The sequence below is a fragment of the Jannaschia sp. L-14R genome, assembly GCF_056857695.1.
Window position 1 is genome coordinate 53,659 of record NZ_JBSXNP010000006.1, and the last position, 15,324, is coordinate 68,982.

A 15,324-nucleotide genomic window follows, 5' to 3' on the forward strand; every position below is an offset into this window, starting at 1 on the left:
CGAGGTTCAGACCGCCGCCGCGACATCCGCCTTCAGGTCGAAGGCCGCCGCCATCAGCGCGCGGGTATAGGGGTTGGCGGGGGCATCGAAAACCTGCTTCGCCTCCCCTGCCTCGACCACATCGCCGCGCTTCATCACCATCACCTTGTGCGACAGCGCGCGCACGACCTTCAGATCGTGGCTGATGAACAGATACGCCAGCCCATGCCTTCTTTGAAGATCGCGCAGCAGGTCGACAATCTGCACCTGCACCGTCTGGTCCAGTGCCGACGTCGGTTCGTCCAGAACGACCAGCTTGGGGCGCAGGATCATCGCGCGGGCGATGGCGATGCGCTGGCGCTGACCGCCAGAGAACTCGTGAGGATAACGATCCATCGACGCCGGATCGATCCCCGTTTCGGTCAGGATTTCCGCAACCTGGTCGCGGTGTGGACGATCATCGCCGGTGTCATGCAGGCGCAGGCCTTCGGCCACGATCTCGGCCACTGTCATCCGGGGTGACAGCGAGCCATAGGGGTCCTGGAACACGATCTGCATGTCCTGACGCAGCGGTTTCATCTGCTTGGATTTCAACCCGTCGATGCGTTTGCCCAGAAGGGTGATCGGCCCCTCGGACGAGATCAGCCGCATGATCGCCAGTGCCAGCGTGGTCTTGCCCGACCCCGACTCGCCCACGATGCCGACGGTTTCGCCGGCACGGACCGACAGCGTGGCATCGTTGACTGCCTTCACATAGCCCGCCGTCCGTTTCAGCAGACCCTTGGTGATCGGAAACCAGATTTTCAGCCCGTCCGTCGCGGCAATTTCCGGCGCGCCGTCGGGCACAGGGTCCGGCACTCCGGTCGACTCGGCGGCCAGCAACATCTGCGTATAGGGGTGCTGCGGATTATCGAAGATCGTGGCGACCGGCCCGGTCTCGACGATCTTGCCGTGCTGCATCACGCAGACTCGGTCGGCGAAGCGGCGCACGATGCCAAGGTCGTGGGTGATGAACAGCATGCTCATCCCCTCGTCGCGTTTCAGATCGGCCAGCAGTTCCAGGATCTGCGCCTGAATGGTCACATCCAATGCCGTCGTCGGCTCGTCCGCGATCAGCAGGTCCGGCCCGTTGGCCAGCGCCATCGCGATCATCACCCGCTGCCGCTGCCCGCCCGACAACTGGTGCGGGTAGGCCGACAAACGGCTTTCGGCATCGTGGATGCCGACCTTGTGCAGCATATCGAGGATGCGGACCCGCACCGCATCGCCGCGCAGGCCCTGATGCAATTCGATACTTTCCCGCAGTTGCTTCTCGATCGTGTGCAGCGGGTTCAGCGAGGTCATCGGCTCCTGGAAGATGAAGCTGATGTCGTTGCCACGCACCCGTCGCAGGTCAGCCTCGGGCGCGCCGATCATATGGGTGCCACTATAGGTAATCGAGCCGCTGACCTGCGCACTGTCGGGCAGAAGCGACACCGTGGACAGGGCCGTGACCGACTTGCCAGACCCCGACTCGCCCACCAGCGCGACCGTCTCGCCCTTGTCGACGACGAAGCTGACGCCTTTCACGGCTTCGCTTGAAATGCCGTCCTGCCGGAAGGCGATCCGTAAGTCGCGGACGTCGAGAAGGCTCATGAAAAAGTCTTTCGCGGGTCGAAAGCGTCGCGAATGCCCTCGAAGATGAAGACCAGCAGCGACAGCATCACGGCGAAGGTCACGAAGGCGGTAAAGCCCAGCCACGGTGCCTGCAGGTTCTGTTTCGCCTGCAACGTCATCTCGCCCAGGGACGGCGATGACGACGGCAGACCGAACCCCAGAAAGTCGAGCGAGGCGAGGCCGCCGATGGTGCCCGTCACGATGAACGGCAGGAAGGTCACGGTGGCGACCATCGCGTTGGGCAACACGTGCCTGAACATGATCGTGCCGTTGCCGACGCCCAGCGCGCGGGCGGCGCGAACGTATTCGAAATTTCGCGCGCGCAGGAATTCGGCCCTGACCACACCGACCAGCGCGGTCCAGCCGAACAGCGTCATCAACCCGACCAGCAGCCAGAAATCCATCGGGATGATCGCGGCCACGATGATGATGATATAGAGTGACGGCGTGGATCCCCAGATTTCGATCACGCGCTGGAAGATCAGGTCGGTCCAGCCGCCGAAGAAGCCCTGGATCGCCCCTGCCGCGATGCCGATCACGCTGGTCAGGAAGGTCACGATCAACGCGAAGGCCACCGACAGGCGGAAGCCATAGATCACCCGTGCCAGCACGTCGCGCGCGGTATCGTCCGTGCCCAGCCAGTGCTTGGCATCCGGGGCCGACGGGGCCGCGCCGTCGATGTCGTTCACGGTATTGTACTTGTAGGGGATCGGCGGCCAGAGCAGCCAGCCTGCCTCGGTCGGTTCCCCCTCGACGGTGCCCGATGCACGGACCTCGGCAATGATGCCCTCGGGGTCGTCGAGGCACGGGTCCTCGGTCCCGCCCGCAATGATGAGGCACTGCACCTCGATCTCGCGGTAGGTGGCCTCGGTCTTGAAGAAGCCGCCGAAATCCTCTTCGGAATAGAACGACATAAGCGGCGAACGCCATTCGCCGCGATAGCTGACGAGCAGGGGTTTGTCGTTCGCCAGCACCTCCGCGAAGAGCGACAGCCCGAACAGCACTGCGAAAATCCACAGCGACCAGACGGCCCGCCGGTTCTTCTTGAAATTGCGCCAGCGGCGCGCGTTCAGGGGTGACAGGGCCATCAGGCTTCCCGGCTTTCGAAGTCGATCCGGGGGTCGACCCAGATATAGGTCAGATCGGTGATAAGCCCCATCACCAGCCCGATCAGCGAGAATGTGAACAGCGTGCCGAACATCACCGGGTAATCACGGTTGACTGCTGCTTCGAACCCGAGCCGTCCCAATCCGTCGAGCGAGAAGATCGTCTCGATGATCAACGAACCGCCAAAGAACACCGACACGAACAGCGCAGGAAAGCCCGAGATGACGATCAGCATCGCATTGCGGAAGACGTGACCATAGAGCACACGGCGCTCGGTCAGGCCCTTGGCCTTGGCGGTCACGACGTATTGCTTGCGGATTTCGTCAAGAAAGCTGTTCTTGGTCAAAAGCGTCAGTCCGGCAAAGGCGCTGATGGTCGACGCGGCAACCGGCAAGGTGATGTGCCACAGATAATCCAGCGCCTTTCCTATCAGCGAAAGATCATCGAAGCCGGGCGACGTCAGCCCGCGCAACGGAAAAATCTTCCAATACGATCCGCCCGCGAACAGCACCAGAAGCAGGATCGCGAACAAAAAGCCGGGGATGGCATAGGCCACGATGACGACCCCGCTGGTCCATGTGTCGAAGTTCGATCCGTCGCGAACCGCCTTGCGGACGCCCAGCGGGATCGAAATCAGATAGGCCAGAACCGTCGACCACAGGCCCAGCGTGATCGACACGGGCATCTTTTCCAGCACCAGATCAACGACCGAGATCGAACGGAAATAGCTCTCACCGAAATCGAACCGCAGATAGTCCCACATCATGTTCAGGAACCGCTCCAACGGCGGTTTGTCGAAACCGAACTGGCGTTCCAGTTCCGCGATGAATTCAGGCGGCAGGCCCCGCGCACCCAGATAACCGCTGTCGTTCTCGAATTGCTGCGCGCCGGCACCGTCCCCACCGCCGGCGATATTGGCGAAAGCATCGCCTTCGCCCTGCAACTGCGCCAGAACCTGTTCGACCGGGCCGCCCGGTACGAACTGGATCAGGGCAAAGTTGATGATCATGATCCCGAGCAACGTCGGGATCATCAACAGCAACCGTCGGAGGATATAGGCGCCCAAGGTCTAGAATGCCCCGGCAGCTTTGAGCCGGTCGTAGGCGTCCTGATCCGCCCACCAGAAATCCAGATTGCCCAGCGCGAAGGGCGGCAGGGGTTCCGGGTAGCGCAGATAATCATAATAGGCGACGGTATGGACCGGCTTGAACCACTGGGGAATCCAGAACTTCTGCGCCCGCAGCCCGCGATCCAGCGCCGAAATCGCCGTCTCCAGCGCCTCCTGATCCGCCGCCGCCTCGACCACCGAAATCAGGGCGTCGATGCCAGGGTCCTGAAGACCCATGAGGTTGAACACATCGTCCACCCCCTCCGAGCCGAAATATTGCCGCAGGTTCGAACCGGGAACATAGGACATCGGCATCTGATGAGTGATGACATCGAAATCATAGCTGCGCTCGCGCTGCGTCATCTGGGCATTGTCGACACGCGTCATCCGGGCGTCGACACCCAGCCGCAGCAGGTTGTCCACGAACGGATTGATCACACGGTCAAAGGTCTGGCTGTCGTTCAGGAATTCGACCGACAGGGTCTTGCCGTCCTTGCGCCTGATACCATCGGCCCCGACGATCCAGCCCGCCTCCTCCAGAAGGGCCGACGCCCGGCGCAGGTTGCCCCGGTCCAGCTGTCGCGTGCCCGACACCGGCGGCAGCACCGCGTCTTCTGTCAGGATGGCCGCGTCCAGAAGACCCTTTTCCACCAGCGGCGTCAGGATCGCCAACTCCCCCTCGGACGGCGGACCTTCAGCCCGCAGGTCGGTGTTCTCCCAAAACGAGGTGATGCGGTCGTAGATGCCGTAGAACAGCGTCTCGTTGGACCATTCGAAGTTATACATCAGGCCGATCGCCTCGCGGACGCGGGGGTCCTGAAACGTCTCGCGGCGCAGATTGAAGATGAAGCTCTGCGATGTGGAAATGGTGCCGTCGGGCAATTCAGCCTTGATGACCGTGCCGTTCTGCACGGCCGGGAAATCGTATCCCGTGGCCCATGTCTTCGACGACGCTTCGTTGCGGAAGGTGTAGTTTCCGCCCTTGAAGCCCTGAAACGCGGCGTCATAATCCGCGTAATACTCGATGCGGATGCGGTCGAAATTATTGCGACCGACGTTCAGCGGATGATCTTCCCCCCAGTAGTCATCGCGGCGGCGATAGGTGATCGATCGCCCGATATCCATGTTGTCCAGGATATATGCGCCCGACCCGACCAGCGGCTCCAGCGTCGAATCTTCGAAGTCGATGCCCCGCGCGTCGAAGTCGGCCTTGGAGAATATCGGCAGGCCGCCCACCGTGGCCGGAAGATCGCGGGTCGGAACGCCATCCTTGAAGACGAAGCGAACGGTCTGCGGATCGATCACCTCGGCGGTTTCCACCTGCGTCGACAGGACCGCGCGAAAGCTGGGCAGGCCCTTGTCGCGAAACGTTTCGTAACTGAACACGACATCTTCGGCGGTCAGGGGCTCGCCGCTGCTGAATGTCACGTCCTCGCGCAGGGTGAACGTCACCTCGCTGCGATCCGCCGGATAATCCATCGAGGCGCAGATCAGGCAATAGGCGGACCCGATCTCGTCCGAGGTGCCGCTCAGCAACGATTCGTATGCGGCCGACGACAGTCCAGCGGCGCGGCCCTTGGGCGTGTAGGGGTTCATGGAATCAAACGACCCGAAAGCCCAGACGCTGATCTCGCCGCCCTTGGGGGCATCGGGGTTCACGTAATCCAGATTGGTGAACCCCGGCTGATACTTCAACACGCCCCCCGGAAAGGTCGAAATGCCATGATCGGGTGTCGCGTCCTGCGCGAACGCGGGCAAGGCGGCAGTTACAGCGACAAGCGCGAGCCGTCTGATCATGATGAACGCTCCCTGGTTTATTCAATGCAACAGCTAACGAGGCGGGGTGCCGATATTCAAGGCCCCGAACCACACATGCCGGTGACTTTGCGCGCGATCCTGCTGCGAATCGTCGTTCGTTTCCTCCAGGCCACCCTTGCGTGAAATCCACCCGCGCGATGGTGCAGTTCTTTTCGCACGAAAAAGACCCGCCGCTTCGGACGGGCCTTTGGCGACCGGATCGACTGTTCCGCTACTGCTGGGTGGCAAGATAGGCGATCAGATTCGCCCGATCCTGAATATCCGTCATGCCGCGATAGGCCATCTTGGTGCCCGGCGCGTATTCCTTGGGATTGAGAATGAAGTTCGAGAGATTCTCGGGCGTCCACGCGCCCTCCATCGTCGCCAGCGTCTCGGAATAGTCATAGCCATCGGCCGAACCCTTGTCGCGACCGACCACGCCATACAGATACGGCCCGGTCGCGTTCGCGCCCTGCTCCAGCTTGTGGCACGACGCGCACTGCCGCCAAAGTTTCTCGCCGTCTGTGGCAGAGGCATTGACGTAGACTTCCTCGAAGGGAACCTCGGGCGCGGCATCTGCGGCAGCCTCTGCTCCGGCGTCCGCGACTTCGATCCGATAGCCCTGCGCGACTTCCTCTTCGTCGCCCTCTCCGGGACCGACGTGATACAGGGATTCACTCGCCCATGCACCCAGCAGGAGAACCAGAAGGGCGCCGCAGATTGCACCAACGGTTTTGGTAATCGTCATCGTGTCCATTTATGGCACCTCTTCTTCTTGGTCGTATGTCTACGTTCGGGCATCTTCGCACGGGTCGCGGTCATCTATGTGGTTTCATGGTCTGCGCGCAAGAGATACAGCCTGCGACCATACGCATCATGCACATCCGGGGGACGGAGATCACATGGCCACAATCGCATTTCAGGGCGAACTCGGCGCCTATTCGCATCAGGCCTGTCACGAGGCGCGCCCCGATCACACACCCCTGCCCTGTCCCACATTCGAGGATTGCATCGAAGCGGTCCGCGAAGGACGTGCCGATCTGGCGATGCTGCCCGTCGAGAATTCGACCTATGGCCGTGTGGCCGACATTCATTCGCTGCTGCCCCATTCCGGTCTGCACATCGTCGAAGAGGCCTTCGTCCGCGTCCATATCAACCTGCTGGCGGTTCCGGGCACTACGCTGGATCAGGTGAAAATCGCGCAGTCGCATACCGTCCTTCTGGGCCAGTGCCGCGATTTCCTGTCCGGTCACGGCATCCGTCCCCGCGTCGGAGCCGATACCGCCGGATCGGCGATGCAGGTCGCGCAAGCCGGCGATCCATCCGTGGCTGCGCTGGCCTCCGAGATGGCGGGCACGATCTATGGCCTCGACCTGCTGGCGCGGCATATCGAGGATCACGACCGCAATACCACGCGCTTCCTGATCATGTCCGCCGATCCGACGCGACCGGCACCCGGCTCCGGCCCGATCAAGACGACATTCGTGTTCCGCGTCCGCAACATTCCCGCCGCACTCTACAAGGCAATGGGCGGTTTCGCGACCAATGGCGTGAACATGACCAAGCTGGAATCCTATATGGTGGACGGATCGTTCTCGGCCACGCAGTTCTATTCCGACATCGAAGGCCATCCCGACGATCCCGCCGTCGCCCGCGCGCTGGAGGAGTTGGCCTATTTCACCTCGTCGCTCGATATCCTCGGTGTCTATCCCGCCGATCCCGACCATTTCGATGGCGGCGCGGGCTAGGCATACCATCGCAGATTGACGCTGGGTAAGCGCGCTGACTCATGCTACGATCCGACCTGCGGAACCCGTCACCAAGCCTGCGTGCGACAGGACGTCGAATGGCACTCGAAATCGTCGGTTCCGGCTTTGGCCGAACCGGAACCATGACCACAAAGGACGCTCTGGGTATCCTGGGCTTCGGACCGACACACCACATGGTCGAAATCCTGGAGGACCCGTCGCAGATCGGCCTCTGGAAGCATCACATGGCCGGACGGCCCGTCGACTGGTCGGCGGTGTTCAAGGGCTACCGCTCGCAGGTCGATTTTCCGGGCGCGGCAGTCTGGCAGGACTTGCTGACAGCCTTTCCCGACGCGCGGGTCATTCACACCGAGCGCCCCGAGGACGCCTGGTGGGCCAGCTTCAACAAGACGATCGGCAAAGTTTTTCGCCTTGCCGAGACGCTGCCGCTCCCCGATCCGATCATGGATGTGACCGTGAGCTTCCGGGATGGCCTGATCGGGCCGCTACTCGGCGATTATCGCGACCGCGAAACGGCAATTGCCGCCTACCGCGCCAACAACGCCCGTGTGCGGAAGGCTGTGCCGCCGGACCGGCTGCTGGTGTTCGACGTGGCACAGGGCTGGAAGCCGCTCTGTGCATTCCTCGACGTCCCGGTGCCGGACACGCCCTTTCCGCACCATAACGTCCGGGGCGAGTTCTGGGACCACTTCGGAGGTGAACCTGACGAAGCCTGACCGGGGAAATCAGCCCTTCGCGGCTGACTTCTCGATCCGTGCGGCAAGATCAGATATCCGCCCCTTGTACCGCTTCGCCAGCGTCTTGCGGGCCAACTTGGCGGATTGCAGCATCAGCCGCGCCGCCAGACTGCGGGCGCGCGCTTCGGTCGTGACGGTCAGGCGGGTCAGGCGCGGCCCCAGTTCGGCCAGATCGACGTTTATATTGACCTGCATCCCGTCCGTCGCCGCCTCGGCCGTCAGCCTGGACCATGTCTCGATGGTTGCAGCGGTCACCGTCACGTCGCGCTTCTTGCCCATCACATCGGCCTTGCCGGACCAGACGGTGCCCTGCGCGGGCGGACCCGGCGGCCTGCGCTGGATTGCACCGATACGGGCGCGGGCGCGGTCCTCGAAAGCCTCCAGATCGGCCACGTGGGACCAGACCAGAGCAATCGGTGCGGCAACGTCCTCGACAGCGACGAACTTCATGAATGGTCCTCTTGCGGCAATCCGGGGCGGGCTGACGCCCTGCATAGTCGTCCGGCCCGACAGGTCAACGCCATCCCGGGCCGGACGCATCAATCCAGCGTATCGGCCAGCCAGTTCTGCAACAGGAAGTGTGCGATTGCCCCTTCCCGCGCTGGCAGGATGCGGGCGTGATTGCCGGCAAGGACCTCGGCCATATCCTCGCGGCTCAACCAGATCGCCTCGGCAATTTCCTCGGGGTCGATCTCGATCTGCTCACTGATCGCCTCGCCATGCGCACCCAGCATCAGACTGCCCGGAAAGGGCCAGGGCTGACTGGACAGATACGACACCGGGCCGACGCGAATCCCGGTTTCCTCCCAGACTTCGCGGCGCACAGCGGCCTCCAGCGTTTCCCCCGGCTCCATGAAACCGGCCAGGCAGGAAAAGAACCCCTCGGGCCAGGCCGGGGACCGCCCCAGAAGCACTGAATTGCCGCGTGTTATCAGCATGATGACAACCGGGTCGGTGCGCGGAAAATGCATACGGCCGCAGCCCGCGCATCCGCGCATCCATCCGGCTTTGCCCGCGTCGGTCGGTGACCCGCAATTGGCGCAGAACCCATGCGTCCGGTGCCAGTCCAGCACGCCCTTCGCCGTCGCCGCGATCTCTGCATCCAGCGGCGACAATCGCGTCATCGCCTGCCGCAATTCCGCGAAGGCCGTGCCGTCTGGCAGGTCTGCATGCGTCTGCTCGGATGTATCGGTGAACCCGCCCAGCATGTCGGACACGTCCTCGACACGAAGCGCCGACACATCCCGCGCAAAGATCGCCGCCCCGTCGATCCGACCTATCAGGACCGGCGTGCCATGGTCCGTGAAGGCTGGCCCGCCGATGAATGCCAGCCCGTCCCGTGATGCATTCAACAGCGGCTTGCCCCGCCACAACGGCAGTGTGCGGACAGGCAGGGCGGACAACATCTCCGGGTGGCGCCGCAGGTCCTCGGCCCGGTCCAGCCCGCCACCGCCGAAGGTCACCGTTTCGGCATGTTTCATGTCGTCGTCCCCGCACCAGTCCGCGCCGGGTCTGCGGCAAAGCTCCGGCGCTGTCCAGAACCGCGCGGACCCTCGACCGGAGATGGTCCAGACGCATTCAATCACCCACAAGCGGCTACGATGACATCTCAGCAGATCCGAGGCTCTGCTCTTGCACCCTCGCCGCGTCCGTCCTATCTGACCTTCGAGAGGTTGGCACGGGCAGGTGCTTCGCCAACCTGGTCAGGACCGGAAGGTAGCAGCCACAACGATTACCACTTGGGTCGTCGTCCAGCCTCTCACCCCACGGAACTTTGCCAAGGGCGAAATCTCCGTCTTAACTTTCCAGCACCAGATCCATACGGTCGCCCGCCACGCAATACATCCGCCATCCCGCCGATGATCGCTTGGCCACCCTCCCGAAACCCGTTAGCATCCTGACGATGCAGGATAATGCCACCGACGAGCAGGATACCGAGACGGAATGGGCCGAACACCGGACCGACTGGGCCGAAGATCGCACCATTCTCGCGAATGAGCGCACCTTCGCGGGATGGATGCGGACCGGCATGGCCTCCATCGCCATCGCGGTCGGTCTGAAGGCCGTGTTCGGGGCCGCCGAACCGACATGGCTGCCCAAATCGGTTTCCATGATCTTCATTGTTGCCGCTCTTCTCATCTTCTGGTCTGCTTGGCGCAACGCGGGCAAGGCGCAAAACCGGCTAAATGCGCATAACGCGGAATGCCAGCCGACCCGGACCTTCGCGACCCTCTCCACGATTTTCTCGATCGGCGCGGTTATCATCGGCGGAGTTCTCTGGATGCTCTAGCCCTCGGGCCGATCCCGCCCTAGATTGCGCCGACCTCGGAGGCCCGCATGAGCGACACAGAATATCAGGTGCTGGCGCGCAAATACCGTCCGGCGACGTTCGCCGACCTGATCGGACAGGACCCGATGGTCCGCACCCTGCGCAATGCCTTTGCCGCCGACCGTATCGCGCAGGCCTTTATCCTGACCGGCATTCGCGGCACCGGAAAGACTACCACCGCACGTATCGTCGCCAAGGGGCTGAACTGCATCGGGCCGGACGGAACCGGCGGACCGACGACCGACCCCTGCGGCGTGTGCGAGCCCTGCGTCGCCATCTCTGAAGGCCGCCACGTCGATGTGCTGGAAATGGACGCCGCATCCAACACCGGCGTCGGCGACATGCGCGAAATCATCGACTCGGTGCATTACCGCGCGGCCTCCGCCCGCTATAAGATTTATATCATCGACGAAGTTCACATGTTGTCGAACAGCGCATTCAACGCGTTGCTCAAGACGTTGGAAGAACCGCCCGCGCATGTGAAATTCATCTTCGCCACCACCGAAATCCGCAAGGTGCCGGTCACCGTCCTGTCGCGTTGCCAGCGCTTCGACCTGCGCCGGATCGAACCCGAAGTCATGATCGCCCACCTGCAAACCGTTGCGGGCAAGGAAGATGCCCGGATTGCCGACGATGCGCTGGCCCTGATCGCGCGGGCCGCCGAAGGATCGGTCCGCGATGCGATGTCCCTGCTGGATCAGGCGATCAGTCATGGCGCGGGCGAAACCACGGCCGATCAGGTCCGCGCGATGCTGGGGCTGGCCGACCGGGGCCGCGTCATGGACCTGTTCGACCTGATCATGAAGGGCGAGGCGGCGGCGGCGCTGATGGAACTCGGTGCACAGTATTCCGACGGGGCCGATCCGATGGCCGTGCTGCGCGACCTGGCCGAACTGACCCATTGGATCAGCGTCATCCAGATCACCCCCGATGCCGCCGAAGACCCGACGGTCAGTCCCGACGAGCGCGCGCGCGGACAAGCCTTTGCTCAGGGTCTCCAGATGCGGTCGCTGACCCGGATGTGGCAGATGCTGCTCAAGGCACTGGAAGAGGTCGGAAATGCCCCCAACGCGATGATGGCCGCCGAGATGGCCGTGATCCGCCTGACCCATGTCGCCGACCTGCCCAGCCCGGACGATCTGGTTCGCAAGCTGCGCGACACTCCGATGCCCCGGAGCGATGCCCCCGCGCCGCGCCCTGCCCCGGCGGGCGGCAGCGGCCCGGTTGCCCGTGGCGGTGCGGCACAGGCCCATGCCATCGCGCCCGACGCCGAACAGGCCCTCGCCCGGTTTCGGACATTTCCGCAGGTGGTCGAACTGATCCGCGCCAACCGCGACGTCAAGCTTCTGGTCGAGATTGAAAACTACGTTCGTCTCACCCGCTACACACCCGGTCGGATCGAGTTCGAGCCCGCACCGGGTGCCGCATCCGACCTTGCCGCCCGGATCGCCGGTCGGCTGCAGGGCTGGACCGGAAATCGCTGGGTCGTGTCTCTGGTCTCAGAGGGCGGAGCGCCGACCATCTCCGAAGTTCGGGACAGCGATTTGCGACAGGCCGAAGCAACGGCGATGGCGCACCCGATGACGCAGGCCATTCTTCAGGCGTTTCCGGGTGCGGAACTGGTCGAGATCCGCACGCGCGATGCGATGGCGCGGGACGCCGCGCAGGATGCCCTCGCCGAAGTCGAGGACGAATGGGATCCGTTCGACGAGGATTGAACGTCCGACATGGATCAGACCTGGATCACCCGCAGGTCCGACCTCGGTTTGCGACATGTTTTTGGCATGTGGCGTGCAACCGAATCCCACCTTTCTCCGTTGATCCCACGAGCGATCCAAACACCGGAGGACGACATGCCAGAGAGCTTTGTCACAGGCATTGACCAACAGACCCAGGAACAGATGTGCGAATTGCTGAACGCGCGTCTGGCGGACGGCATCGACCTGCGGCTTGCCGTCAAGCAGGCGCATTGGAACCTGCGTGGTCGGGGATACATCGGTGTGCACGAACTGCTGGACGAGGTTTCGGCCCGGCTGGGCGAGGGCACCGACATGATGGCGGAACGTGTTGCGATGATGGGCGGTTTCGCCCGCGGCACCTCGCAAGTGGTTGCAAAGCAAACCGATCTGGAAGCCTATCCGGTGGAGTTGACGGCAATCGAGGATCACGTCTCCGCCTTGGTCGAACGATTCAAGGTCTATGGTGAATCCCTGCGCAAAGCCATCGACTCGGCGGGTGAAGCCGGTGATGAGGACAGCGCCGACCTGTTCACCGAAGTCAGCCGTCTGGTCGAAAAGGACACCTGGTTCATCGGTGCGAACGCCGCCGACTGACGCCGGTCAACCCGCAGAAGACCCTGAAGATGGGCCGCCCCTTTCGGGCGGCCCTTTTGCATTCGCGACGGTTGCGGGACCCCCGGCAGATCGCTACCTGAAGGAGAACGCGACTTTACGGAGAAACGGTATGTTCAAGGGAATGGGCGGCCTCGGCGACATGGCCGGGATGATGAAGAAAGCGCAGGAAATGCAGACCAAGATGGGCGAAATGCAGGACGCATTGTCGGCCATCACGGTCACCGGTGAATCCGGTGCCGGACTGGTCAAGGCAACTGCCACGGCCAAGGGTGAGCTGGTCGGTCTGGATATCGACCCGTCGATCTTCGTGCCATCGGAAAAGGAAATGGCCGAAGATCTGATTCTGGCGGCGATCAAGGATGCACAGGCCCGCGCCAGCGAACGGTCGCAGCAGGAGATGGGCAAGATGGCCGAGGGCCTGGGCCTGCCCCCGGGCATGAAGCTGCCGTTCTGACGTGGATGGCACCCGCGATATCGAAGCATTGATCGACCTGATGGCCCGCCTTCCGGGCCTAGGTCCCCGATCGGCCCGGCGCGCGGTTCTGCATCTGATCAAGAAGCGCGATAGCCGTCTTCTGCCGCTGGCGCAGTTGATGGACGAAGTGGGCCGGACGATCCGCACCTGTCTGAATTGCGCCAACCTGTCGACTGGCGACATCTGTCCGATCTGCCTCAGCGAAAAGCGCGCCAACGGTCAGATCTGTGTGGTCGAGGATGTTGCCGATCTCTGGGCGATGGAACGGGCACAGGTGTTTCAGGGCCGCTATCACGTTTTGGGCGGTACACTGTCGCCGCTTGATGACATCGGACCGGACGATCTGCACATCCCGAAGCTGCGTGACCGCATCGCCGCCGAGAATGTCCGCGAGGTCATCCTGGCGCTGAATGCGACAGTGGACGGCCAGACCACGGCGCATTATGTCGCGCAGGAACTTGCCCCGACAGGCGTGGGTCTCAGCGGCCTGGCACAGGGGATGCCCGTCGGCGGTGAACTTGACTACTTGGACGACGGTACGCTTCGCGCGGCCCTGTCTTCACGCAAGCCATATTAAGACGGGTATCCAGCTTTCGGGCTTCGTGTTAAAAATTGCAAAGCTGATCTGCAAATTTGCAAATATGAATAAGTGTGGGGACTGAACAATCCTGGAGTTTGGTTGATATAATTATGAACGGCGTTTCATTCTGGAATTTGCTGACCCAAAGAATATTCAGCATCTCGGGCTGGGCCCTGCGTCCACGTCTGGCTGACAACATTGTAGAACCCGCGTTCGACGCTCCTTCGCGCCGCATGTCATCGAGCCCGGCGCAGGTTTCGCAAGCGGCGACGCTTGCCCTTATGGATATCGACGATCTGAAAGGCGTGAATGTCACGGCAGATTTCGATACCGGTGACCGGCTTTTGAATGAGGTGGACAATATCCTGCGCCGAGCGCTTCCCTGCGGAGCCGGTTTCGAGCGTCTGGAGAGTGGCCGTTTCCTGGTCTGGTTGCCCAAAATGTCGCTGGAGTGCGCGGCCAAGATGGCGGAACAGATGCGACTGCTGGCGTGTCAGGCGCTGGTCGATGGCCCGAGCGGTCGCGTTGCACGCACCTTGTCCGCCGGACTAGTTGCGACGTCATCGAACGAAAGCAGGGCCCGCGCGATCCTGCGGGCCGATGTCGCGCTGGCAAACGCCAAACGTATCGGCGGCAACAAAACGGAAACGACGCCGAACCTGCCGATGCCGTCGTTGGTACCGTCCCGCGAGCAGATCGAGGAAGCGATCACGACGCGCGCGCTGGAATATCATGTTCAGCCGATCTTCGATCTGCGGTCCATGATGCCCGCAGGGGTCGAGGCCCTGCTGCGCTGGAACCGTCCCGATGGTGCGGTGCTGGGTCCGAACGGTTTCATGGATACTCTCAACCGTATTCCGGAAGTCGGCGCCGAGTTGTTCCCTGATCTTGCTGTCGAGGCAGCGATGCCATTCGCCACGGGTGCCGCCCCGATCTATACGACGTTCAACATTACCGGCGCGGTGCTGGACGGGGTCAACAGCCCAGGCTGCCGTTGGCTTTCGACGGTTCTGGAACGTATTCCTGCTGAGAACCTCGTGCTGGAAATCGTCGAGACCGCCGTGATCGTGAACCCGCAGCGCGCCGCCGATCTGATCGACCGCCTCAGGGCGAGGGGAGTTCGCATTGCGCTGGATGACTTCGGCACCGGCTTGTCCAACCTCGAACGACTGCGGCGATTTCCGGTCGATATTCTGAAAGTCGACCGGGCCTTCGTCGATGGCATCGGCGGGGATGGCCGGGAGGAAGCAATCCTCGCCAGCCTCGTCGCGCTGGCGGGCGGACTGGATATCGACGTCATCGCGGAAGGCATCGAAACCGAAGCGCAGGCCCGGACCGTCGGCGATCTGGGTATCTATTACGGTCAGGGCTATCATCTGGGACGACCCGCGCCCGCGTCGGATTGGGCGACCCGGATGGCTGAAGGGTTCTAG

The 15,324-nt window shown here is 62.7% G+C and carries 15 protein-coding genes and 1 other RNA gene; 9 read left to right on the forward strand and 7 right to left on the reverse strand.

The genetic code is table 11. The features are described from left to right. Nucleotides 1–6: 6 nt before the first annotated feature. From AC13C2_RS01045 to AC13C2_RS01065, 5 genes are all read right to left on the reverse strand, one after another. On the reverse strand, nt 7–1,614 hold the full coding sequence (locus tag AC13C2_RS01045; protein WP_482885671.1) for an ABC transporter ATP-binding protein: 1,608 nt from the start codon (nt 1,612–1,614) through the stop codon (nt 7–9). Further along, nucleotides 1,611–2,723 (reverse strand): ABC transporter permease, encoded by a 1,113-nt coding sequence (locus AC13C2_RS01050; protein WP_482885672.1) that lies wholly within the window; start codon nt 2,721–2,723, stop codon nt 1,611–1,613. The genes AC13C2_RS01045 and AC13C2_RS01050 overlap by 4 nt, the downstream gene beginning before the upstream one ends. Beyond that, nucleotides 2,723–3,808: a microcin C ABC transporter permease YejB gene (locus AC13C2_RS01055; RefSeq protein ID WP_092758672.1), complete on the reverse strand. Its 1,086-nt coding sequence runs from the start codon at nt 3,806–3,808 to the stop codon at nt 2,723–2,725. Before AC13C2_RS01055 ends, AC13C2_RS01050 begins: the two co-directional genes overlap by 1 nt. 3 nt (nt 3,809–3,811) lie before the next feature. Next, nucleotides 3,812–5,647, reverse strand: a complete 1,836-nt coding sequence (locus AC13C2_RS01060; protein ID WP_482885673.1) for an extracellular solute-binding protein — start codon at nt 5,645–5,647, stop codon at nt 3,812–3,814. A 232-nt stretch (nt 5,648–5,879) separates the two neighbouring features. Next, the gene (locus tag AC13C2_RS01065) at nt 5,880–6,404 is read right to left on the reverse strand and encodes a c-type cytochrome (protein WP_092758676.1); all 525 of its coding nucleotides are present in this window, start codon (nt 6,402–6,404) and stop codon (nt 5,880–5,882) included. Nucleotides 6,405–6,549: 145 nt separating this feature from the next. On the opposite strand from AC13C2_RS01065, the gene AC13C2_RS01070 reads away from it, so the two are divergent. Next, a complete protein-coding gene (locus AC13C2_RS01070; protein ID WP_424337656.1) occupies nt 6,550–7,395 on the forward strand; it encodes a prephenate dehydratase in 846 nt (281 codons plus the stop codon). 98 nt (nt 7,396–7,493) lie between these two features. Beyond that, complete coding sequence (locus tag AC13C2_RS01075; protein ID WP_482885674.1) at nt 7,494–8,132, forward strand: sulfotransferase family protein; 639 nt, start codon at nt 7,494–7,496, stop codon at nt 8,130–8,132. A gap of 9 nt (nt 8,133–8,141) precedes the next feature. On the opposite strand, the gene AC13C2_RS01080 is transcribed toward AC13C2_RS01075, so the two are convergent. Then, nucleotides 8,142–8,603 (reverse strand): SRPBCC family protein, encoded by a 462-nt coding sequence (locus tag AC13C2_RS01080; RefSeq protein ID WP_424337654.1) that lies wholly within the window; start codon nt 8,601–8,603, stop codon nt 8,142–8,144. 89 nt (nt 8,604–8,692) lie between these two features. After that, on the reverse strand, nt 8,693–9,634 hold the full coding sequence (nudC, locus tag AC13C2_RS01085; RefSeq protein ID WP_482885675.1) for an NAD(+) diphosphatase: 942 nt from the start codon (nt 9,632–9,634) through the stop codon (nt 8,693–8,695). 186 nt (nt 9,635–9,820) lie between these two features. Between nudC and ffs the strand changes: the two genes are divergently transcribed. The 7 genes from ffs to AC13C2_RS01120 all read left to right on the forward strand — a co-directional run bounded on the left by ffs (nt 9,821) and on the right by AC13C2_RS01120 (nt 15,324). Next, nucleotides 9,821–9,917, forward strand: an RNA gene (gene ffs, locus AC13C2_RS01090) — signal recognition particle sRNA small type. A gap of 139 nt (nt 9,918–10,056) precedes the next feature. Next, entirely contained in the window at nt 10,057–10,443 is a 387-nt protein-coding gene (locus tag AC13C2_RS01095; RefSeq protein ID WP_482885676.1) for a YidH family protein, read from the forward strand. 23 nt (nt 10,444–10,466) lie between these two features. Beyond that, a complete protein-coding gene (locus tag AC13C2_RS01100; protein ID WP_482885735.1) occupies nt 10,467–12,200 on the forward strand; it encodes a DNA polymerase III subunit gamma/tau in 1,734 nt (577 codons plus the stop codon). A gap of 135 nt (nt 12,201–12,335) precedes the next feature. Then, nucleotides 12,336–12,815 carry a DNA starvation/stationary phase protection protein Dps gene (gene dps, locus AC13C2_RS01105; protein WP_482885677.1) on the forward strand — a complete coding sequence of 160 codons (480 nt, stop codon included), beginning with the start codon at nt 12,336–12,338 and terminating at the stop codon, nt 12,813–12,815. 130 nt (nt 12,816–12,945) lie between these two features. Beyond that, nucleotides 12,946–13,290, forward strand: coding sequence for a YbaB/EbfC family nucleoid-associated protein (locus AC13C2_RS01110; protein ID WP_092758688.1), 345 nt, complete (start codon nt 12,946–12,948; stop codon nt 13,288–13,290). A 1-nt stretch (nt 13,291) separates the two neighbouring features. Further along, nucleotides 13,292–13,888, forward strand: a complete 597-nt coding sequence (recR, locus tag AC13C2_RS01115) for a recombination mediator RecR (RefSeq protein ID WP_092758690.1) — start codon at nt 13,292–13,294, stop codon at nt 13,886–13,888. 236 nt (nt 13,889–14,124) lie between these two features. After that, complete coding sequence (locus tag AC13C2_RS01120; protein ID WP_482885678.1) at nt 14,125–15,324, forward strand: EAL domain-containing protein; 1,200 nt, start codon at nt 14,125–14,127, stop codon at nt 15,322–15,324.